The organism is Brachyspira sp. SAP_772 (assembly GCF_009755885.1).
Taxonomy (GTDB): Bacteria; Spirochaetota; Brachyspiria; order Brachyspirales; family Brachyspiraceae; genus Brachyspira.
The window spans coordinates 741,997-765,032 of sequence record NZ_VYIX01000002.1; the positions used below are offsets into that span (position 1 = coordinate 741,997).

Genomic DNA, 23,036 nt, shown 5'->3' on the forward strand with positions numbered 1-23,036 from the left:
AGTTTCAAAAGTACAATTTTTTATTTTATTAATGTTTTGTATATTGATAAAAAATTAAAAGTTATCATTAAAAAATTAATGATATTAAAAAGTCTGCTTTAATATTTTAGGGCGGGCTTTTTTATTTTAACAAAGATTATTTTATCACGAGTTAAGCTAATCATCAAAACAAATTTCTAATATTACTAAATCTATTTACAACTAGTCTTTTTTGCAACTTTGACGAAGTCTGCTTTAGCATGGGCACAAAAAAGTTGATAAGATATTTTAAACACGCGTTGAATTCGCTATAAAAATAAAGCTAGTTAATAATTAAACATTTATTATAAATTTAAATTCTGCTTACCGCGTGCTGTTAAAGTTTATAAATTTAAAAAAACTTGGGCGGGCGTGTTTTTACTTGATAGGCAGTAAATATAAATAGGATGTTTTTTAAAATAAATTTATAATTTTAAAGGGTGGGGTTTATAAATAAATTTATAGCTTTAATAATTATCAACTTTTCCCGCCGCAAAAGTTGCAAAAGTGCAAATTTTTTACTCATTAAATGTTCATATATTAATAGAAAATTAAAGTCATAATAAAAAACAAAATTATAAATATAATTGACACTTGGGCGGGTGTGCTTTTACTTGATAGGCAGTAGGTATAAAAAATCTTTGTTGCAAAATAAAATTTATAATTAAAAAGGGCGGGGAGTGTGAATAAATTTTAAATTTTTTTAAGAAAACTATTATAAACACTTATATTCTATTGCTTTTTATTTTGTTGTAATATACAATATACGCGTAAAATTTGATATCAGATTTTTACCAAATTATAAAGATTGGAGAAAATCTATGATTCAATTATTACCTATTCTTCTTTTATCCGCATTTTTTATCGGATGCGGTCAACAGCCTTACACTAATTTAGAAAATACCCCAAAAGCTAAAAACGTTATAGTACTAATTGCAGACGGACAAAGCTCAGATGTAATCACATATTCAAGATGGTTTAAAGGCGGAGACTCATTGGCAATAGATGAGATGTTAAGCGGAGCTATGAGAACACATAATGCAGATTCTCCTATAGCAGATTCAGCACCTGCAGGTACAGCTTTAGCTACAGGCTATAAATCATCTTATCAGCAGTTTATAGGTGTTCTTCCAGATGAAGCCATACTTCCTAATTCATCAATACCTACTGAAGCAAGAGCACCTATAGCAAATGTGTTGGAGGCAGCAAAGCTTCTTGGCAAATCTACAGGAGTAATTTCAACTTCAGAAATTATGCATGCCACTCCTGCAGCTTTTTCTGCACATGACATCACTAGAAAAGATTATGATGATTTAAGTGAACAGCAAGTGTTTCAAGATATAGATGTTATATTAGGAGGAGGGTATAAGTTTTTTACTAAAGAGGCTAGAAAAGACGGAAAAGATTTAATATCAGAAATGACTAATTTAGGATATTCTATAATTAGAACTTCAGATGAATTAGATTCTTTTAGGGGTGATAAAGTTGTAGGACTTTTTGCTGATGCAGATTTAGCTTATGAAATAGACAGAGAAGAGACAACTCAGCCTTCATTAGCTCAAATGACTTCAAAGGCCATAGATATACTTTCTAAAAATAATAAAGGTTTCTTCTTGATTGTGGAGGCTTCAAAAGTGGATTGGGCAGCTCATGCTAATGACCCTGTTGGGTTGGTGTCTGATACTTTGGCTTATGTTGATGCTGTAAAGGCGGCATTAGATTTTGCTAAAAAAGATAACAATACTATGGTTATAGCAGTAACTGACCATGGAAACAGCGGTTTTACTATGGGTAATTATGACACTTCTTCAGACTATCACAAAAGAAAATTAGAAAGTTTTATAGAGCCTGTAAAAAAAGCTTCACGTTCTGCTGAGTATGTGGCAAGAAAAATAGAAGCTGGAGAAGATATAAGACTTGCTATGCAAAAATATTATGCTATAGATGATATGACAGAAGAAGAGGTTAATTCTCTTAGAGGAAAAACAGGCGATGATTTACATTATGCTATAGGGCCAATATTAGCAAAAAGGGCTTATTTAGGTTTCAGCACACATGGGCACACTGGAGAAGATGTTCCTCTATATACATATTTACCTAATAACAAAAGAATTATAGGAGTTATAGATAATACAGATATAGCTAAAAATGTTGCTTCTGCTATGGGAATAAATTTAGATGAAGCTACAAAAAAATTATTTATGAGTGAAGACGAAATAAAAAAAGCGGGTGTGGAATTAACATCAGAGGGAGATGTGCTTACTCTGTATATGGGTGATAAAACTTCTCAAATAATGAAAAATAGAAATATAATAATTGTAGATGGAGAGAAAAAAACTTTAGATGGTGTTGTGGTTTACAATGAATCTAAATGGTACTTTCCTTCTCAAGTGTTGGATATGTTAAAATAATATTATTTAAGGTTTTATAGGGCGTAAGCATTTTTTAGTGCTTACGCTTTTTTATTATATTTCATTATTTTTTAGCTTTTTCATTATTACAGCAAAATAAATTATATATATTATTATAGTTGATATTAGTATAGCCAAACCAAATCTCAATGTTATATTTAATAAGGTTATTTCATATGCACCTTTTAAATATAAAATAAAATATGGAATGTTAAAGAAAGTATTAACTAAGAAAGACTGCAACAGCATATATTTTATTTGACCTATTGCATATAATAAACTTGAAATTATAGTGTAGTATGCATAACATATATAAAAAGGGAAAAGTATTATAATCAAGTTCATAACCGATTCAAGATTTTGAGCATTCATTATATATTTCATAAAATATTTGTATGTTGGTATTAAAGCTATCCATATCAAAACAAATATAGTTGTTAATAATACATAAGGTTTTAAGCTTCTATTATGCTTTTTTGATAAATCAGTTTTTATGAGAGTACCTATTTGATTTATTGGTATTAATAGCCAAGCCCAGTAAAAAGAATTAGCAATCCAATAATTTCCCTGTTCTCCTACAATGTTTATCATTCTCACAAGCACTATACTATAAATTAAGTTTCTATAAAAAGATTCAAGTCCAGATACTACATTTAGAGAAGTAATTTTTTTATTCCATAGAAAAGTTAATTTTGTTTTAGAGAAAATATTGTATCCGCATTTATTCAATAAAAATATAGCAATTATAACTGATATTAAATTAGATATTATATTATTATATGCTATACCATTAACGCCTAAGTTTAATGATATGCTATATTGAGAGACAAATAATATATCAAGTATAATTGTTAGAAACATTTTTATTGTTGTAATTGCAAATATTGATTTATAATTTTCTAAAGAAGTATGTGCTACAATTACTAAATGAAATAACACTATAGCAATATTAGCAAAAGATTCTAATTTTATATATGTTGTTGTTTGAGCATATAGATCTTCCTGCTGTTTCATTGCTGTAACAAGGTTTCCAGCGAATACATTTATAATTAAAGCCATTATAATATATATAAAAGTTATTATTATAATAGAGCTTCTTAATTTATTTATAAAAATTTCTTTATGATTATTAATATCATCATCTTTTATATTCCCGAGAAAGAAGAATAAAGGAGCTATTATTGCTTCTTCAAAGACTTCGTATATAATTCCAAGCCACATTTGCTGTGATGCTATATTTATACCGCTTGCATCAGGGTAGCTGTCTAATAAATATATTCTAAAAGTTGAATAAATAGAAGGTATTAAAGCTTGTATGATTAGAACTATAAACAATTTAAAATTAATTTTTCTAAGTAAATTCATAAATATTTAAGTCTCTGTACTCCAAAATGATACATATCATACATTGATATAAACATTTTATCAATAATTTTTCATATGTTAATGAATAAATATTAATTTTTGTATTAAAAATGGATAATAGAATTTGATTTTTGATATTTTTTTTACTATACTTGAATTAACATGCAGTATTTAACTTTCTATGAACCTGCTTATCTTCTAAGCAATCACAAGTCAATAGAAAATCATAAAACATCAATAATAAAAATAACCGCCATCATAAGGAGGAATGTTTATGGGAAAAATTTATAACCCAGAAAGTATTCGTAATGTAGCCCTATTAGGGCATGTTGGAAGTGGTAAAACTTCTTTAAATGAATCACTTCTTTTTAGAGCCAAGTGTATTGACAAGAAAGGAGAAGTGGCAAGAGGTACTACAGTAAGTGATTATACAGATGAAGAAATCAAGCAGAAAATGTCTATTCGTACTTCTATAAGCTTTATAGAGTGGAAAGACCATAAGATTAATTTGCTGGATATTCCGGGTTCGGGCGATTTTAGCGGCGATATTAACCCAGCTTTGAGAGTGGCAGAATCATGTATTGTTGTAATAGATGCTGAGTTTGGAATACAAATAGAAACAGAAAAACATTGGCAAATGGCTAATAATTTTAAAAGGCCTAGAATTGTCTTTATTAATAAAATTGATAAAGAGATGGTTGACCATAAGGCTTTATTAGAGAAGATAGAAAACAACTTTAAAGAGCCTCCTGTAGTGCCTATACAAATACCTATGGGTAATGGTAAAGATTTCAAGGGTATTATAGATGTTATTTATCATAAGGCTTTCTTTAGAGATGAACAGGGTAAGATAATAGAGGCAGAGATACCAGAAGAGTATTATGATGAATATAGGGCTACAAGAGATAGACTAAAAGAGCTTGTATGTGAAGTTGATGACAGCTTAACTGAAAAGTTCTTAGATGGCGGTAAGTTTACCGATGAAGAATATATAGAAGCTTTAACAAAATCTATTCTTCAATACAAGGTAGTACCTATTCTTTTCGGTACATCCATTAGAGATATAGGAATGGGTGCTGTACTTGATACAATAATAAGATATATGCCTTCACCTTCTTATATACCTGTTACAGACGGTACTGATCTTTTAACTAATGAGCCTGCTACAAGGTCTATATTAGGTGAAAACAATCCATTTGCAGCTTTTGTATTTAAAACTACAATAGACCAATATGCAGGACGTATTTCTTTCTTTAAGGTTCGTTCTGGAAGCATAAAAAGCGGCGATGAAATATATAATTCTAGAACAGGCAAAAAAGAAAAAGTTTCACACATATATATAGCAAGAGGAAAAAAACAAATAGAGGCAGATACTATTACTGCAGGAGATATTGGAGTATTAGCAAAACTTTCTGATTGTAGAACTGGAGATAGTATAAGCGTACCATCTGCACCATTTCAGTTTAGTCCAATTAAAATCCCTCAGCCAATATATTTTACAGCAATTAAAATACTTAAAAACGATGTAAAAGCATTGGAAGTATTAGATACTATTAGCCAAGAAGACTTAACATTCCACGTAGAGTTTGATAGCGAAACAAAAGAAACTATCATAAAAGCTATGGGAGATTTACAAGTAAAATTGGCATTAGATAGAGTTATTGCCCTCACAAAGGCAGAGATAGAGCAAAGTGTTCCAAGAGTTGCATATAGAGAAACAATAAGAAAACAATCCCAAGCACAATACAGACATAAAAAACAATCAGGCGGAAGCGGACAATTTGGAGAGGTTCATTTAGAAGTTTCACCGCTTCCACGTGACGGCGGTTATGAATTTGTAAATGATATATTTGGAGGTGCTATACCTAAGCAATATATACCCGGTGTAGAAAAGGGTATACAAGATGCTTTATCACAAGGGCCATTAGGAAGATACCCTATGGTAGATGTTAAGGTTAGAGTTTATGATGGTAAATACCATGATGTGGATTCTAATGAATTATCATTTAGAATAGCTGCATCTATGGCTGCGAAGGAGGCTTTTAAAAATGCTTCACCTGTATTGCTTGAACCTGTTATGAAGGTTACAGTTTATGTGCCTGAAGAGTTTACTGGTTCTATAATGAATGAGCTTACAGGTAAAAGAGGCAAAATTTTAGGAATGGAGGCTGCGTCAAACACTGTACAAATGATTAAGGCAGAAGTTCCGCTTTCAGAGATGCTTACTTATTCTATAGAAATGAAGGCTTCTACTTCTGGAAGAGGTACTTTTGAGATGGAACATTCTCATTATCAAGAGCTTACTGGTCCTTTGGCTGATAAGGTTATTGAAGAGCGTAAGGCTTTACTTGGTGGTGCTGAATAAAGTTAAAAAATGTATATAAATATAAGTTGATATTTTTTATATACTATAATATAATATTTTAATAATAAATTAGGAGATTATATGCTCAAGATTATTGACAAAATAAAAAAAGAACATGTATTTGAAGACTTAGAATCAAAAGATAAGGATTCTCTTTTCAGAGCTTTAAGTGAAAAAATAGCTTCTGTTTCTTCACTTTCTACTGATTCTATATTTGATGCTTTGAAAAAGAGAGAAGATGAGTACACAACTAATATTGGTAATGGCGTTGCAGTTCCTCATGGTAGAATTCAGGGTTATGGTAAAACTGACATATTTGTAGGTTTCCTAAAAAATGAGATAAACTATGACTCAGATTCTGATGAAAAGAGTCCTGTTAAACTCGTATTTGCTATACTTTCTGATCTTGAAAACCCTCAAGATTATCTTTTAAATCTTTCTCAGATATTCTTTTTAGTTAACCAAAAAGAAATATTAGACAAAATAATAGCTACTAAGAATTTTGAAGAGTTAGAAACTGTATTAGAATCTTTCAAAAAATTAGATGAAAAATTCGAAGCAGAAAAACAAATTAAATTCCTTATAGAACTTGAAAGAGCTGAAATACAAATTAAAGCTTATGAGCTCTATAGTTCTACTCACTCTCAGCAAAAATCAGATTTAGTTTTAGAAGAGTACAAAAAATATAAAGACACTATTTTAAGCAAAATTGATGTTGCTGTATTAGAAAACTATAAGAGAATTAAAGAAAATAAAGGTGAAGCTCTTGCTAAAATTGAAAATTATAAATGCAGTGCTTGTAATGTAGCTATACCTAAAATGACTGTTAATGAAGTTAGAAGACAGAATCAGATTATTATGTGCTTCCACTGCGGAAGAATATTATTCACTACTGACTAATTAATGAAAAATAATATTTTTAAAAGAATAGCTAAGGTATTTTTAATAACTTCTTTAGCTATTCTTTATATATCTTGTTCCACAAATAAACCTAGCTCTAACATTAAAGAGTTTTTTAATTATCCTAATCCTTTTAATAGTAAAGAAGAAGCATATACTACTTTTAAAGTTTCTATTGGTACTGGAGAGATAATAGAAGCTAAGCTTTATATTTATTCTCAAGAGGGTAATTTAGTAGATGAAAAAACTATGACTATATCTACCGACAAAAAAGAAGCTACAGCAATATGGTCTGCTATAGACAAAAACGGTAATTATTTGCCTGCTTCAATATACACTTCAAAAGTTATTTTAAAAGACAATCAAGACTCCACATTTGTTAGCGAGTTCAAAACTTCTGTAATATAGTTGTTGATTTACATACTAAGAAATTTTAGTTCATCAAAAAACATATTTTAGTTTTTTATTTGCAGGGCTTTGCCCCGCACCCCAGTTCTTTTACGACCGTAGGAAGTGCCTTCGGTATTGGTATAAAAGAACCTTATATCCTTCGGATACGCTTCGCGAAGAACTGCATTTTTGGCTAAAATATATAATAAATATTATTAGTATTATTCTTTTACTTGCACTTTCGCGAAGCGTGCCCGGAGGGCAAAAACTTTGACGAAGTCCGCACCGCGACCGAAGGAAGTGCCTGCGACCGTAGGAAGTACCTTTAGGTATGGGTGCGAAGGCGGGAAAAAGTTGAATAAAAAACTTATTTCTGATAAACTGAAAAAAATTTCTATATACAGCAAATATAACATTAATCGCAGTCGGTATGCAAAATTAATTGCCCGCATTTCAAGCATTCAAACAAATATCCTTGAAACCTTCCTCCTATTTCTAAATCTTCAATATATTCTCTTACAGAATCTTCATCATTATCAGAGGATATAATTATTTTATCTAATAAATTTTTTTCTTTTAATTCTTTATAGCCTACATAAGAAATAAATTTACAAAAATCATCACAATGATTTGGATAATATGGCTCTTGCCAAGCTGAATATTGAGGAGTTCTTTTTGTGAGTTCCTCAATTTTTTCATCTATGTTTTCTATAATATTATCACTGTCAAAAGGTATATCAATAAAGTCACAATCAAATTTTTTAGCTGCTTTTCCATTTGCTATACATTCAGGGCATAACGGTTTTATATTGTCTTCACAATATGGAATAGTATAATAAACCAAATCTGTTTCCTTTTCGCAGCATTTGCATAATACTTTATTATCTTTTTTTTCAAAAAAATTTTGAACAATATTATCATCGACATATTTAAATTTAGGTATCTCGTTAGACATTTTATTTATACTCCTTTATCATTTATTACTTTTAATTAAACCTAAACAACTACATCTTGTCAAAAATGAATTTTTAGAATTGAAATATTTGCAGGGCTTTGACCTTAACGAAGTACACACCGTGCAGCATCTAAGTTCTTTTACCAAGTATGTACCTTCAGTAATTGTGTATATACATCAAATATCACGTTAATCAAAGTCAGTATGCAAAATTAATTGCCCGCATTTTAAGCATCCAAATAAATATCCTTGGAAATTTCCTTCCGCCTCTAAATCTTCAATATTTTTTCTTACAAAATCTTCATCATTATAAGAGGATATGATTATTTTATCTAATAAATTTCTTTCTTTTAATTCTTTATATCCAATATAAGAAATAAATTTACAAAAATCATCGCAATGATTTGGATAATATGGCTTTTGCCAAGCTGAATATTGAGGAGTTCTTTTTGTGAGTTCCTCTATTTTTTCATCTCTATTTTCTATAATATTATCACTGTCAAAAGGTTCGTCAATAAAATCACAATCAAATTTTTCAGCTGCTTTTCCATTTGCTATGCATTCAGGGCATAGTGGTTCTATATCATCTTCGCAATATGGAATACTACAATAAACTAAATTTGTTTCCTTTTTACAGCATTTGCATAATACTTTTTTCCTTTTCTTTATAAAAAATTTTTTAACAATATTATCATCAACATATTTAAATTTAGGCATGTCGTTAGGCATTTTACACTCCTTTATTGCTTTTTATTATTTCTATGCTGTAAAATTTTTTTCTTTTGATTTTTTCAATAAAGCAGTCATATAACTTATAATACTTGTGTCATTTATATTATCAGTTAATTTTTTTATTCTTCTTTATTTTTATATATAATTAAATTTCCCATAAGTAATATCTTTGTGAAGTTTAATAGCCTCAGAATCTGTGAGATGTGCTACATAGTCTTTTACTAATTCTTCATCACTGTTATAAGGAATATCTGCCTTTTTAAATAATTTATCTTCTTCCACAATCTCTAAATGTTTTAATAAATATTCAAATATAGTAGATATTATTCTGTTTACTCTCTCAACATCTTCCAATATTTCTTTGCTCTCATAAACCTTTTTAAACATAAAAGCCCTTAAATCATTAATAGCTTTTAATACTTCTTTATCTATATCTATCTCCATTTTCTCCATACTAGCATTAATAACACCCATTATCATAGTATCAGCTCTTTCGCCGTAACTTTTTCCAAGAACATTTATTATATCTTTTGGTATATCATGATAATTTAAAAGACCGTATCTTATAGCATCATCGACATCATGATTAGCATAGGCTATAGTGTCAGCAATTCTCACAATCATACCCTCATTAGTAGAAGGTCCTGATGAGTCTGTAAGTAGTTTTCCTGTTTTCCCTTTAGTGTGTTTTAATATTCCATCTCTCACTTCAAATGTGAGGTTAAGCCCTTTGCCTTTTTCTAAATGTTCTACCACTCTTAAAGATTGCACAGAATGGTGAAAGCCTTTGAAATATTTTGATATAGCTTTCTCTCCTGCATGTCCAAATGGTGAATGCCCCAAATCATGCCCTAATGCTATAGCCTCTGTTAAATCTTCATTAAGCCTTAATGCTCTCGCTATGCTTCTTGCTATTTGCATTACTTCTAATGTATGTGTGAGTCTTGTTCTAAAATCTCCCACAGAAAGCATTATTACTTGTGCTTTGTCTTTTAATCTTCTAAAATATTCGCTATGTATGATCCTGTCTCTGTCTTGCATATAAAGAGTTCTTATATCATCTTCTTCTCTTGGGTGTTGGCATCCTTTGCTATTTGAAGAAAATGATGCTGCAGGAGACAAAAAACTTTTTTCTCTTGTTTCTATATCTAATCTTATTGTTCTCAAAATAATATCCTTTTTACATATTATGTTAATATTACATTATAATAAAAAAAATACAATTATATAAAATAATTGATATGTTATGAGCTAATTCTTTTGCTACCAAAGGAAGTGTCCTTTCGGCGTGACCCAAAGAATCAAAAGAACTACATTTTGACTAAATATATAATCAATATTATTATTCTTTTGTTTGCACTTTTTGCAACTTTTTGCGGTGGGAAAAAGTTGAATAAAAAACTAATTTCTGATAAATTTTAAAATTTTTACTATATACCTAAACAACTATATTTTGTCAAAAATGAATTTTTAAAATTGAGTATTTGCAGGGCTTTGCCCCCTGCGAAGCGTGCCCGTAGGGTAGCCCCCCACTTCTTTTGGCGACCGTAGGAAGTACCTGAGGGTATGACCCAAAGAAGCAAAAGGACTGCATTTTTTAATCCACAAAAAACTATTGTATTATATATATTCCCATTATATAAAATTAAAATACTTCATTTTTCATGAAGCATACATGTATGCAAAAAATTGATAACATCTCTATAAAAAGACAACCATATAAAATATTTGACATAATACATATATATATTATAATTTTAGCTATGAGTAAATATATTGTTATACATAAGATAATTAATGCTTCTATATTTATGCTTTTTCCTATAGCAGCATTTATAATAATGGCACATAAGAATCTTACTTCTGGATTTAATTTAGTAATGCTAATTTTATTAAATGTTATAGAGATAGGTATTTTTATTTCTTTTATAGCTGTATCTGCAAGATGCGATTGGGGTACTAGAAAACAGCATGCATTAGTAAAGGCTTTAATTTCTTTATCCATATATGTTTTAATAATATTATTTACATTAATGATCATTATTTTCTAATTGTTGGAAAGTTTTATAATGCAGTTATTTCTTCTTTATATATATTTTATTTTTGGATATATTGCTTATCCTTTTATTTTTATAGCTTTTTCTATTATGATGTTTTTTAATAAACCTATAAGAAAAGGTGCTTTATCGAGATTAGGTTTTATTTACCCTAAAGAAAATAAAAAGAATGCTGTGTGGATTCATGCTGTGAGTGTGGGGGAGATAGTTGCTGTTAGAGAGATGGTGTTTACTTTAATTGAGAGGGGATATACTGTTTATTTATCTACAACTACTGTCGGAGGATATGATATTGCTAAAAAAAATTATGGCGACAAAGTAGAGCTTTTTTATTTAACTTTAGATTATCCTCATATGATTAACAAGCTTATAAATTTAATATCTCCAGAATATGTGATGATAGCTGAAATTGAGATATGGCCTACTATGATATATATGCTTCATAAGAGGCTCATACCTATATTTTTAATCAATGGAAGAATTGGCAAAAAAGAGCTTAAAGGATATAAAAACTTTCAATTTTTCTTTAAGCCTTATTTTAATATGTATGCCAAAATACTTGCACAAAGCAATATTGATATGCAAAACATGATTACTATAGGTATGCCTAAAAAATTAATATCTGTTACTGGTAATTTAAAATATGATATTAATTATAGTGTAGATGAAAAAAAGATAGACAGTTTAGAGAGTATGATACCTGTAAATAAATTTGTAATAGTTGCAGGAAGTACGCATAGTAATGAAGAAGAAATTATATTAAGAGCTATAGATAAAATAGGTATAAAAGATAATGTATATATTGTAATAGTGCCAAGAAACATAGAGAGAGGAGAAGATATTAAAAACACAGCTTCAAAGTTAGGATATAATTTACCTCTTTATACTGATTATGATAGAAGTTCTGAAGACGGTATTATTATAAACACAATAGGGGAACTTCTTAATTGGTATAAACTTTCTGACCTTGTTATAATGGGAGGCACTTTTATTGGTAATATGGGCGGGCATAATATACTTGAAGCTATTTATTTTAAAAAGGCTGTGATAGTTGGAAGGTATATGTATAACTTTATAGAGATTTACGAATATATGAAAGAGAGTGTTTTTAATTGTAAAGATAAAGAAAATCTTCCAGAAGTTATAAAACTTGCATACGAAAATAAAGAGCTTAGAGAAAAATTAGCAAATAATGCCTATGAACTTCTAATACAAAATAACGGTGCTAGTAAAAAAACTATGGAGTTTATAGATAAATATAACGGCATAGTTTATTAATTTGTTTTTACTTTCCTATAATATAATAAAGCTACAAATGCACATATTACAGCACTAGCAGTTAAAAATATATATGCTATCTCTATAGAATACATTTCCACTATTTTACCTGTTATGATAGGGTAAATAAATATTCCTATTGAATAAGCCGTTTGATAAAAACCCATAGCAGAAGATTTTTTATCTCTATCTACTTCTATAAGTGCCTCGCTTGTAAGATATGATGCGAGCATTCCTATTGATAATCCTGAGAGTATTTGAGAAGCTACTATTACAAATATATTTTTTGTGAGTATTACAGATACACAATATAAACCTAAAAGTACAAAAGAAGATGGAACATAAAATTTAGAGCCTCTTTTGCTTGCAAATGAAGTGCTTGCTATATATGCACTCACTATTGCAAAAAACATGTTAAGCAGTGATGCTATTCCAACAAGGTATGATGCACCTCCCAGTTCTTTTATTCTGTTTAGAGTAAATGACACAGATGCAGCCATATGTATGCCTTGCTCTATTATGCTTAACACTGAGAAAAATAATAATCTCTTGTTTTTTATAACTAATATTAAATCTTTTATATTGCTTTTTTTCTCTCTTTTATCTTCTTTTAAGAATAGTGCCAATATAGTTGCAGCAAAACCAGCGAAAGCTGCAGCAATAAGCATAAGGTTCATTCCAAACTTTTGATAAAATATAGTGGCAAACAAAAATCCTAAAAACATTCCTATAACATTAGCAACCAAACATTTACTAGCAGCCATATGTTCTTTGCTTCTGTCAAAATAAGAATAATACAAAACCATATACATAAGCCAAGTAGAAGCAGCAACGCCTGTTAATATATTACCAATCAAAAAACCATTAGCACTAGGATAAACTATTTTTATAATACAAGAAATAGCAGATAGTAATGAACCGAGTACTATAAAAATTTTATACTTGCCAAAATAATCACTTATTATACCGAAAGGAAATCTAAGTATCATCTGTGAAGCACCATAAAGCCCAAGTATTATACCTACTATAGATGGTGTTACATTTAGAGCATATAAATATGGTACTTGAAAAGGTATGTAAGTATATAAAGAAAACCAGTATAGTATCATTATTATAAAAAGAGTATTAGGCATTTTTGAAAATCCTTTTTATATGCTGCTTAAGTTTCTTAATGCTAAGCTAATTAAATCTTCTGTTGTTTTATTTTCTTTGTTTTCTATGTTTGACAATGCTTTTACAGCTTCATTATTTGAAAAGCCTAATGATATAAGAGCTTTTATTACATCGCTTTCATTTTCATTATATGATATTTTAGAAGAAGAAATATTTATGTCTATCTTTTCTATTTTATCTCTAATTTCAAACAAAAGTTTTTCAGCCTTTTTTACACCCATTCCCTGAACTTTTTTAAGCATATTAATATCTTTATTAAATAGTATATGCATTATTTCATCTATTGAATATGTAGAGAGAACTTCCATTGCAAGTTTTGCCCCAACACCAGAGGCAGACATTAAAGTATTAAACATCTTTTTCTCTTCTCTTGTTTTAAAACCATAAAGCGTCATAGAATCTTCTTTATGTATTAATTGAGTGTATAGCCTTATATTATCATCATTATTAACGTTTAGTTTTTTTGATACTATAATCTCATAAGCCACCCCATTAGAACATAAAAGAGCAATGATTCCCTCTGATATCGTGCAAACTTTACCTTCTATAAAAGCAAACATATTATTATAAACTAGGCTCGTATTCTAATTCTTTAATTACTTCAAGCATTTTATCTGTAGTAACTTTGCTTTCATCATATTCTACTTCAGCACAAGCATTTTCTAAACTCACATTAACTTTGTTTATACCGTCTAAAGCAGTAAGCTCTTCAGTAACAGCCTTAACGCAATTTTGACAGCCCATTCCTTTAATTTTAATAGTAATATTTTTCATTTAAGTCTCCTTAATAAAAATGTTTTAGTATTATAACAAATATTATATACTAATTGGGAGTATTTTTCAATAATGAATATTCTATAAAAAGGCATTAAATTATTTAAAATATTTTAAGGCTTATATATTGAAACAAATGCATTTTGTCATAAATTTTTTTCTTCAACTTTTCCCGCCTTCGCACCCATACCTAAAGGTACTTCCTACGGTCGCCCTGAAGGACTCCTTTCGGCCGTAAAAGAACTGGGATGAAAGCCCTGCAAATATTTTAAATTTAAAAAATTTATTTTTGACAAAATGTAGTTGTTTAGGTATATACTTAAATATGCATATCTATAGAAAGAGAAGCAAAGAAATTATCAAAATATATATGACTTAAATTAAACTGAGAATATCCATAAAATCAAGCTGCATATTATCATTATAAATCCTGAAATACCTGTAATTATTCTAACTCCCATTTCTCCAAACATCTCATATATACAAACCTTAAAATTTTTACCATTTGGATTTAAAAGCCACTTCCAATTAAAAATTGCAGCTAAAACAAATAATAGTCCTGCTAATATTAGAAATAAATAAGGAAATTTTTTTATATAAGGCTCTACGGACTCCATAAATTTTATATATAAATCGCTTATAGGATTATTCATAATTAATGAAACCAATCATTATCAATAATGTAAAAAATTAATTATTTAATTTATCAATAGAATCCAATAATATATTAGCAAGATATTTGAAGCCCGAATCCTATATATAAATCATTCAAAGTAGGGTAGTCTCCTATAACATTTTTGTCTAAACTTGTAGGACTACTCTCAAAGTTAGTAATAAATAAGGTTCACCTGTTGCAACATTTTGCAATCTTGATAAAAGCATAATTTTGACAAAACGTAAAATTTTTGGTATATAATTACTATAATAGGATTAAATTTTACTAATACCCACAGCGAATTTCGGGAGCGTGAGCATATAGATAAATGATATACCTATGCTTATTAAATTAAAAAACGAATAAGGCATATATTCTAAAGTGTGTACTCCAAGTATGGTAGTCATATAAACACCCGTGATTGTCCATGGAAGTAAAACCTCTGTAAGTGTTCCACCTTCTTCCATAGTTCTTGAGAGTACACCTCTATTTATATTATATTTATCGTATACTGTTTGAAGCACATTTCCCAAAGTTAAGAAAGTAAATTGTAAACTGCTTAATGCTGAGTTTATAGTGAATGTTGTAAGCCATGTGATAAATATTACACTTCTTCTTCCTCTGGTTATTTTTATTAATAATGTTATTAAAGTTTGAAAAGTACCCAAAAGTTCAAGCATAGCTCCGTAGGTTAGTGCTAATATTAAAAACAATACACTAGGCATAGTGCTAATCATACCGCCTCTGTTTAATAAACTATGAAGGTTTTGAGGCACACTTTCAGGATTAACTGTAGGAGACATTGATATATTAAACCCTGTTACAAATGATTTCATAGCATTAATAAAACCAAAGTTTTGAATAAAAGAGCCTAATATTATTGCAAGCAAACTTCCTATAAACATTGTTATTACAGGATTAACACCTTTTACACTTGCAGCAAGTACAAATATTGGAGGAATAAGCAGTAATATATTGAAATTATAAATATTTTCTAATGAAGTTAATATTTCGCTAGCTTCTTTTAGGTTTAGAATATCAGAATTAATTGGAGCTGCATTAAAACCCAACACTGTAAAAACTACAGCAGCAAGTATTGCAGAAGGAATAGTGTTTACAAGCATAGTTTTTATGTGATTTTGTAAAGTGGTTCCCGCTCCAAGAGCAGCCAAAACAGTAGTGTCAGATATAGGAGAGTTTTTATCGCCAAGATATGCCCCGCTTATAACAGCACCAGCAACCAATGGAAGAGGTGTATTTGTAGCCTGAGCGATACCAATGAATGCAACTCCTGCAGTAGAAGCAGAACCCCAAGAAGTACCAGTAAATATAGAAAGAAATGATGTTACAATAAAAGCCATTACAGGTATAAAAGAAGGGTGAATAAATTTTATGCCGTAATATATTAACATAGGCACTGTTCCAGAATATACCCAAGAGCCTACTACTATACCTATTAATATAAATATTAAAACACCAAGCCAAGTATCAACAATTTTTTTTATGAAGGCATTTTCCATGTCTTTCCATTTATATCCTGCAAAATATGCTGTTATGCATGCTATTAATGTTCCTATTGTAAGCAAAAACTCTATTGGAACTCCATATTTTACAGTAAATATTAAAACAGTGATAAGTATAAAAATAAGAGGAAATAGTTTGAAGAATGTATTTATTTTTTTTGTATGCATAAATGGCTCCATAATTAAATATGTTCTTTAAGTATTTTAAATATTGTAATAATTGATATTACAACAATATATAACATATTTTCATTATGATGTCAATATTTATAGTAAAATTTTTTATTATAGGAATATGTATATAAAAAATAGCTTTTATGTTTTTTATATATTGATTGTTATTTTTATATCATCTATACAACCTTTATTCTCGTACATTGTATCAAATATTATTTCTTTTAAATAATAATCTCCGCATATTGCATCACATTTAGGACAACCAAAAGAAATATATTTTTCATTTCTTGTGTTACTGTATCTTTCTTTGATATCACCAAATATAAGATTATTTTTCTTGATGAATTCTTTTACTTTTGATATTACTTCATTATTAAATATCAAATTATTATTAAATTTTTTTTCATCTGGCATAACATAATATATATTATATTTTTCATTACATTTCCAGCATTCAACTTCAATAAACCTTATTACTATTTCTTTTTGCATTTTCTTTTCCTTAATAATAAATATAATAAATATAATTAATAGTTTATCAATTTATAAAAAATTGCAATGAATTATAGTTGGTTTTTATGTTAAAATTTTATTATTTAATAATTATAATGTCTAAATCTTTAAAAATATTATCGCTTGAAAAAATAAGGCTTTAATTATAATATATATACATATTAAAAAATATTTTTTAGGTTTATGAGTTTTATGAAGAGATTATATAAATTATTTTTAGCAATGTTTTTAATGATATTTTTTATATCATGTGCAACTACTTCAAAGAGTACACAAAGCGGAGTTCTTATAGGAGAAGATACTGGTGAGATAGGAGTTGTTAATAATTGGAAGAACCCAGATTTTAAAGGCGGCAAAACTACAAAGATAGTAGCCGAAGGTTTTGCTTCTTCAGATAATAGAGGCGAGGCTAATGCTATAGAGAGGGCTTTAGAAAGTGCTAAGAGAAATGCAGTTGAACAGGCTGTTGGTTCTATAGTTAATGGTACTACTTTAGTTGAAAACAATAAACTCATAAGCTCTAAAATATATGATAACACTACTGGATATATTTCTTCTTATAAGGTGCTTTCTATTACAAAAAGTTCATCTGTATGGTATGCAAAAATTGAGGCGGTTGTTGGAGTTGATATGCTTCAGGACAATTTGCAGGCTATGGGTATATTGTTAGACAGAAAAAATATGCCTTTAATAGTTGTGCTTGTTACTGATGATAATGGCGAATTAAGCGATGCATTTAATGTGGAACTTGAAAAAAATATGAGCGATAAGGGTTTTAAATTTGTAAGTGCTAGTTCTTTAAGAAATGTTGTAAGAAGTGAAAATATTAGCTATTCTGATAATTCATCTTCTACTGTAAAAAAAATAGCAGATGCAACAGGAGCTCAAATTGCTATACTTGGCAAGGCTGATGCTGCATATTTTACCACTATACAGGGAACTGCTTTAAAAAGTTATAGAAGCGATGTTGCTATTACTGCTGTGAATGTATCTGATTATAGTACTATAGCTCGTGCTACTCATCAGGCTGGAGGTGTAGGCGGAAGCGAAAAAGATGCTCATTCTATTGCTTTGGTGAAATCAGCTGATTCTATTTCTGAAGATTTTATTAATCAGATAGTTACTAAATGGCAGAGTGAAGTTCAAAATGGCACTGAATATACTATATATGTAAGCGGGCTTGATTTTAATGATTCTATAGGTTTTGAGGAAGCTCTTAAGAAAAATATAGAAAATCTTAAAAGCGTTTATAACAGAGGAATAAGCGGAGATTCATCAAGATACGTTGTGCAGTATGTTGGAAGCAGCAGAGATTTAGCTGTTGATATTAATGCTAAGGCGAAAAATATGGGCTATCAAATAATTATAAACAGTTTTGATGACAAGACTATTAATTTAAAAGCCAACAAAAGATAAAAATAAAGAAATAATCATAATAAAAAAATAATTGGTGCTATTAAAAATGAAAGAGAAATTAGTTGTTCATACATGCTGTGCTGTTTGTATGTGTTATCCTAGAACTTTACTTGAAGATTATGACACTATTTTTTATTTTTATAATCCTAATATTTATCCTATAGAAGAGTATAACAGACGTAGAGATGAGTTTATAAAGTTTACTAAGGATAATAATATAGACATACATATAGAAGAAAATGAAGCGTATGTAAAAGATTGGTATAATGATATAAAGGGTTTTGAGAATGAACCTGAAAAGGGGGCTAGGTGCAATATTTGTTTTAAGCATAGAATAGCTAAGGCTTTTGAATATGCTCATACTATTAATGCAAAATATGTTACTACCGTTATGAGTGTAAGTCCGCATAAAAACAGCAAGGCTATAGAGATGATAGGAAACAGTATTGCTTCTAAATATGATAATATAGAATATTTGCATATAGATTTCAAGAAAAAAGACGGCTTTAAAAAGACTAATATAATAGCTAATGAGGCAGGGCTTTATAGACAGCACTACTGCGGATGCGAGTTTAGCATAAGGAATTAAAATTTATTAATATATTTTTTTTATTTTATTCAACTTTTTCCCGCCTTACACGGTGTGGACTTCGTCAAAGTTTTTGCCCTTCAGGACGCTTCGCAGGGAGCTAGTCCCCACAAAAATTAAAAATTTCACTATAAATTATAATTTTACTAATATGTTGTTTTTATTCTCTTCTGATATCTCTGAATGTGATATATTATAAACTATTCTCTTTTTTATTTTGTCTATATATATTATATCATCAATTTTATAGTAGGATATGATGTTTAATATTTCATTTGTAATATCAACTATATATTCATTAGACCTCTTTGAGCATAATCTAGTATATATTGTTAGTATATAATTTGAAAAATATTTTATTAATTTTTTATCGTTTATTAGTATGGCGTTTTTTAAGTGCGATAAATATATTTTTAATGCTTCTATATTATCTTCTTTTATATGCTTATTCAAAAACTCTGAAAACAATTTTATATATTCCAATGATTTATTTTTTAATATTTGGCATATTTCTTCTTGATTTATTATATGCGTTGTATATTTTAATTTTAATATAATATTTCCTTCTTTTTTATTTTCAAATACCAAATTATCTTTTATAGTGTTTATGGGGTTATTTAATTTTAATCTTATATTTTCAATGTATTTTATATTATTATTTTTGCTGCTTGTATTATTTTTTTTAGTGTCAACTATAAATAAATATTCTACATTTTTAGTTTTATTTATTACAGAGCGTTTTGCCCCTCTATATTTTGTATACTCTGATGTTACTATTTTTAATTTTCCTTTGCTTTCTAATATTGAAATTAAATCATCATAGTCTATTATACCGTCCGTAGAATAACTCAATACTATATGACTTGCATTTATATTATCTATTAAGTTTTTAAATGCATCTTTTGCTGTTTTTTTATAGCAGTAATCTGATTTTGTTTTAACCCAATCTTTTCTTATACCGCCTTTATCTGTTTTTTTGCCGTTTATATATATTTCTCTATTTATTGTAGGTTTATCCCATAATGCTATTGTGTTTAATAAATGATAATTGCTTCCATATTGATGCTGATTATAAGGAGGATCTAAATACACCAAATCAAAATGCTTATCTTTATTTTTTAATACATATTCATTTGCATCAAGCATGCTTACTTCGCCGTTTATTCCATCGTATAGAGAAAGCTCTTTCAATGATATTGGTGAAAGTATTCTTTTTAAAGCGTCTTTGTTTCTTCCCCCAAAACCAGAGTGAAAAGCTTTAAATACGCCAGATGTGTTTGTATGTGTTGCCCCTTCATATATTATAGAAGCTAATAAATAATAATATTCTTTTTTATTTATTGCTTTATTTTTGTAAAGTTCTTCTATGTTGTGTCTTATTATGTCTATTCTTGTGGCATTATATTGAGTGTAGAATAATCTTTCATTTTTTAAATCTGGATTGTTATCATCTAACGGAGCATAATATTTTGAAATGTATCTGTCTTTATCATCAATAGTTTTGATGTTGTTTATTATATTAATAGTGTTTTCTACACCTCCAGTATGCTTAAACATATTATTTACATCTTTTTGGTTTATGCATATATGTGCGTAGTTTAATATATATGAATAATACTCCCAATCATTTGAATATACTTTTAAATTAAGAGTTTTTAAAAGTCTTGACACACTTCCGCTTCCAGCAAATAAATCTAATGCCGTTTTTATATTTTTATCTTCTTCTAAAATATTTAGAAAGGCATTTTCTATAAAAGGCAGAAGTCTTCTTTTATTACCGATATAGGCTATCAGGTTATTTTTGAGGTAGTTATCTTTAGTTATCATAATTATATTAACATAATCATATTAACATAATATAGATAAATAATCAATAACTATTTTTGCAGTTTTATTTTGTTGATATATAATAAATATGAATAAGATGTTAGAATATAATTATTAAAACTTATATACTTAATTTTGGCAAGATTATATTTATAATATTTAGGAGAATTTTTTATGACAAAAGAAAAGTTTGGAGAAAACGTGTTTTTATATACATTAGAAAACAGTAATGGATTAAAATTAAAGTTAGCAGATGTTGGAGCTTCTATAACAGGTATATTTTTTAAGAACAAAAAAGGAGATAATATTGAAGTAGCTTTTGGTTCTGACGATGTTAGCTTTTATAGTGCTAAAGCAAAAAATGGTCATATGGGGGCTACTGTTGGAAGGGTTGCTGGTAAAACTTTGAACGCTGCTTTTAAAATAGGAGATAAAGAATATAAACTAAATCCAAACAAAGCACCTCATCATACGCATGGAGGAGTAGATGGTCTTTCTTATGTATTTTTTACTTCAAAAGAAATAGCTGATAACAAAATAGAGTTTCATTATTTATCAAAAGACGGTGAAGAAGGTTATCCGGGTAATTTAGATTTAACTGTTACATATACGCTTACAGAAGATAATGAAGTTATAATAGATTATAAAGCAACCACTGATAAACAAACTCCAGTAAACATAATGAACCATTCTTATTTTAATTTGAATGGAAAAGGTAAAATTAATAATCATAAAATATCAATAGATTCTAATTATTATTTGCCGGAAAATGAAAACGGAGACAGTTCTGGAGAAATTATTAAAGTTGATAATACTCCTTATGACTTTAGAAATATGAAAGAGATTGACACTATAATAAAATCCAAAGGCGGATGCGATAACTGTTTTGTATTTGATGATAATGACATAAAAAAATCTAGAGTAAAAGTTGTTTCAGAAGAGAGTTTAATATCTTTAGAAGTATTTACAGATATGCCTTCTGTTTTGTTTTACACTGCTAATTCTTTGAACAATTTACAAGTGAGAGGGCAAGTATTAAATAAACATGAGGCTTTTTGTTTGGAGACACAATATTTTACTTTATCACTAAATTATAATCATTTTCCAAGTATAATACTTTATCCAGACAGGGAGTTTAAGCATAGAACTATTTATAAGTTTACTGCTTTGTAATGTATTTGTTTAAAAATTAAATTGATAAGTATTTATAGTATTTTTAATTTTATTGTTTATATATATGAGTTTTTTATTCAACTTTTCCCGCATCTACGCGGTGCGGACTTCGTCAAAGTTTTTACCCTACGGGTACGCTTCGCGAAAAGTGCAAGTATTTAAGTTCTTTATTTATGTTTAGTGAAAGTGCAAATATTTCAGTTTTATATGAAATATGTAAAATTATTTTTTATTCTCTGTTAAAAATAATAGTGAATATTCCTATTATGCTCCCTGTTATTAATGATATTATTAAAACAGGAAGTATTAAAAATTTTATATCTGGTAAATTAAAAAGATATTGTGAGAGTATCGCTTGTGATAAATTGCTTACTAATGCTCCAACAATACTTACACCCAAAAGAGAAAAAATATTTTTAAAGTTTCTCATAGCTTTCATTACTATAACCGACATAATCCCACCAGTTATTCCAAGATAAAATGGAGGGGTGAGAATATAGGCAAACACTATAGCAACAGATATGTTTTTTATAGCTATCATAAGAAGAAGCTCTTTTAAATTAAATGAATCTAAAACCATTAATATAATAATAAAAGAAAAACCTATCCTAAAATATGGTATAGGCCTCGGAAACATATTCTCTATTGCTGCAATAAACGAAGATAAAAAAGCAAAAAATATTATATCATAAACTCTTCTTTTTCCAGTATGTGTTTTAATCTCTTCAAAAAGTGTCATATATTA

At 28.5% G+C, this 23,036-nt stretch carries 21 protein-coding genes; 9 read left to right on the forward strand and 12 right to left on the reverse strand.

The window, feature by feature from the left end; genetic code table 11:
- The first annotated feature begins 839 nt into the window (after positions 1 to 839).
- A complete protein-coding gene (locus tag GQX97_RS08440) occupies positions 840 to 2,429 on the forward strand; it encodes an alkaline phosphatase (protein WP_157151500.1) in 1,590 nt (529 codons plus the stop codon).
- 54 nt (positions 2,430 to 2,483) lie between these two features.
- Here the strand turns inward: GQX97_RS08440 and GQX97_RS08445 are convergent, their stop codons facing one another.
- Positions 2,484 to 3,794, reverse strand: a complete 1,311-nt coding sequence (locus tag GQX97_RS08445; RefSeq protein ID WP_157151501.1) for an MATE family Na+-driven efflux transporter — start codon at positions 3,792 to 3,794, stop codon at positions 2,484 to 2,486.
- Between the two features lie 274 nt (positions 3,795 to 4,068).
- Here GQX97_RS08445 and fusA point away from each other — a divergent pair, with 274 nt between their 5' ends.
- The 3 genes from fusA to GQX97_RS08460 all read left to right on the forward strand — a co-directional run bounded on the left by fusA (position 4,069) and on the right by GQX97_RS08460 (position 7,467).
- Positions 4,069 to 6,159 (forward strand): elongation factor G, encoded by a 2,091-nt coding sequence (fusA, locus tag GQX97_RS08450; protein ID WP_157151502.1) that lies wholly within the window; start codon positions 4,069 to 4,071, stop codon positions 6,157 to 6,159.
- 81 nt (positions 6,160 to 6,240) lie between these two features.
- Positions 6,241 to 7,059, forward strand: coding sequence for a PTS sugar transporter subunit IIA (locus tag GQX97_RS08455; protein ID WP_157151503.1), 819 nt, complete (start codon positions 6,241 to 6,243; stop codon positions 7,057 to 7,059).
- Positions 7,060 to 7,062: 3 nt separating this feature from the next.
- The gene (locus GQX97_RS08460; protein WP_157151504.1) at positions 7,063 to 7,467 is read left to right on the forward strand and encodes a hypothetical protein; all 405 of its coding nucleotides are present in this window, start codon (positions 7,063 to 7,065) and stop codon (positions 7,465 to 7,467) included.
- A 397-nt stretch (positions 7,468 to 7,864) separates the two neighbouring features.
- On the opposite strand, the gene GQX97_RS08465 is transcribed toward GQX97_RS08460, so the two are convergent.
- The 3 genes from GQX97_RS08465 to GQX97_RS08475 all read right to left on the reverse strand — a co-directional run bounded on the left by GQX97_RS08465 (position 7,865) and on the right by GQX97_RS08475 (position 10,303).
- A complete protein-coding gene (locus GQX97_RS08465) occupies positions 7,865 to 8,404 on the reverse strand; it encodes a CbrC family protein (protein ID WP_157151505.1) in 540 nt (179 codons plus the stop codon).
- A gap of 189 nt (positions 8,405 to 8,593) precedes the next feature.
- Entirely contained in the window at positions 8,594 to 9,133 is a 540-nt protein-coding gene (locus tag GQX97_RS08470; RefSeq protein ID WP_157151506.1) for a CbrC family protein, read from the reverse strand.
- A gap of 138 nt (positions 9,134 to 9,271) precedes the next feature.
- Positions 9,272 to 10,303: a deoxyguanosinetriphosphate triphosphohydrolase gene (locus GQX97_RS08475; RefSeq protein WP_157151507.1), complete on the reverse strand. Its 1,032-nt coding sequence runs from the start codon at positions 10,301 to 10,303 to the stop codon at positions 9,272 to 9,274.
- A 512-nt stretch (positions 10,304 to 10,815) separates the two neighbouring features.
- Here GQX97_RS08475 and GQX97_RS08480 point away from each other — a divergent pair.
- A complete protein-coding gene (locus GQX97_RS08480; protein WP_157151508.1) occupies positions 10,816 to 11,187 on the forward strand; it encodes a hypothetical protein in 372 nt (123 codons plus the stop codon).
- Positions 11,188 to 11,205: 18 nt separating this feature from the next.
- Positions 11,206 to 12,471: a 3-deoxy-D-manno-octulosonic acid transferase gene (locus GQX97_RS08485; protein ID WP_157151509.1), complete on the forward strand. Its 1,266-nt coding sequence runs from the start codon at positions 11,206 to 11,208 to the stop codon at positions 12,469 to 12,471.
- On the opposite strand, the gene GQX97_RS08490 is transcribed toward GQX97_RS08485, so the two are convergent.
- The 6 genes from GQX97_RS08490 to GQX97_RS08515 all read right to left on the reverse strand — a co-directional run bounded on the left by GQX97_RS08490 (position 12,468) and on the right by GQX97_RS08515 (position 17,265).
- A complete protein-coding gene (locus tag GQX97_RS08490; protein WP_157151510.1) occupies positions 12,468 to 13,604 on the reverse strand; it encodes an MFS transporter in 1,137 nt (378 codons plus the stop codon). The two genes, GQX97_RS08485 and GQX97_RS08490, sit on opposite strands and share 4 nt — an antisense overlap.
- Before the next feature lie 15 nt (positions 13,605 to 13,619).
- Complete coding sequence (gene ruvA / locus GQX97_RS08495) at positions 13,620 to 14,204, reverse strand: Holliday junction branch migration protein RuvA (protein WP_013243636.1); 585 nt, start codon at positions 14,202 to 14,204, stop codon at positions 13,620 to 13,622.
- A gap of 4 nt (positions 14,205 to 14,208) precedes the next feature.
- Positions 14,209 to 14,418 (reverse strand): heavy-metal-associated domain-containing protein, encoded by a 210-nt coding sequence (locus GQX97_RS08500; RefSeq protein WP_157151511.1) that lies wholly within the window; start codon positions 14,416 to 14,418, stop codon positions 14,209 to 14,211.
- A gap of 380 nt (positions 14,419 to 14,798) precedes the next feature.
- On the reverse strand, positions 14,799 to 15,071 hold the full coding sequence (locus GQX97_RS08505; RefSeq protein WP_232473296.1) for an immunity 17 family protein: 273 nt from the start codon (positions 15,069 to 15,071) through the stop codon (positions 14,799 to 14,801).
- 277 nt (positions 15,072 to 15,348) lie between these two features.
- The gene (gene nhaC, locus GQX97_RS08510; protein ID WP_157151512.1) at positions 15,349 to 16,764 is read right to left on the reverse strand and encodes a Na+/H+ antiporter NhaC; all 1,416 of its coding nucleotides are present in this window, start codon (positions 16,762 to 16,764) and stop codon (positions 15,349 to 15,351) included.
- A gap of 156 nt (positions 16,765 to 16,920) precedes the next feature.
- Entirely contained in the window at positions 16,921 to 17,265 is a 345-nt protein-coding gene (locus tag GQX97_RS08515; RefSeq protein WP_157151513.1) for a hypothetical protein, read from the reverse strand.
- A 213-nt stretch (positions 17,266 to 17,478) separates the two neighbouring features.
- On the opposite strand from GQX97_RS08515, the gene GQX97_RS08520 reads away from it, so the two are divergent.
- A complete protein-coding gene (locus GQX97_RS08520; RefSeq protein ID WP_157151514.1) occupies positions 17,479 to 18,702 on the forward strand; it encodes a DUF6175 family protein in 1,224 nt (407 codons plus the stop codon).
- 46 nt (positions 18,703 to 18,748) lie between these two features.
- Positions 18,749 to 19,291 carry an epoxyqueuosine reductase QueH gene (locus tag GQX97_RS08525; RefSeq protein ID WP_157151515.1) on the forward strand — a complete coding sequence of 181 codons (543 nt, stop codon included), beginning with the start codon at positions 18,749 to 18,751 and terminating at the stop codon, positions 19,289 to 19,291.
- A 135-nt stretch (positions 19,292 to 19,426) separates the two neighbouring features.
- On the opposite strand, the gene GQX97_RS08530 is transcribed toward GQX97_RS08525, so the two are convergent.
- The gene (locus GQX97_RS08530; protein ID WP_157151516.1) at positions 19,427 to 21,118 is read right to left on the reverse strand and encodes a DNA adenine methylase; all 1,692 of its coding nucleotides are present in this window, start codon (positions 21,116 to 21,118) and stop codon (positions 19,427 to 19,429) included.
- Positions 21,119 to 21,292: 174 nt separating this feature from the next.
- On the opposite strand from GQX97_RS08530, the gene GQX97_RS08535 reads away from it, so the two are divergent.
- Entirely contained in the window at positions 21,293 to 22,291 is a 999-nt protein-coding gene (locus GQX97_RS08535; protein WP_157151517.1) for an aldose epimerase family protein, read from the forward strand.
- Between the two features lie 229 nt (positions 22,292 to 22,520).
- On the opposite strand, the gene GQX97_RS08540 is transcribed toward GQX97_RS08535, so the two are convergent.
- On the reverse strand, positions 22,521 to 23,030 hold the full coding sequence (locus tag GQX97_RS08540) for a Gx transporter family protein (protein ID WP_157151518.1): 510 nt from the start codon (positions 23,028 to 23,030) through the stop codon (positions 22,521 to 22,523).
- Positions 23,031 to 23,036 lie beyond the last annotated feature (6 nt).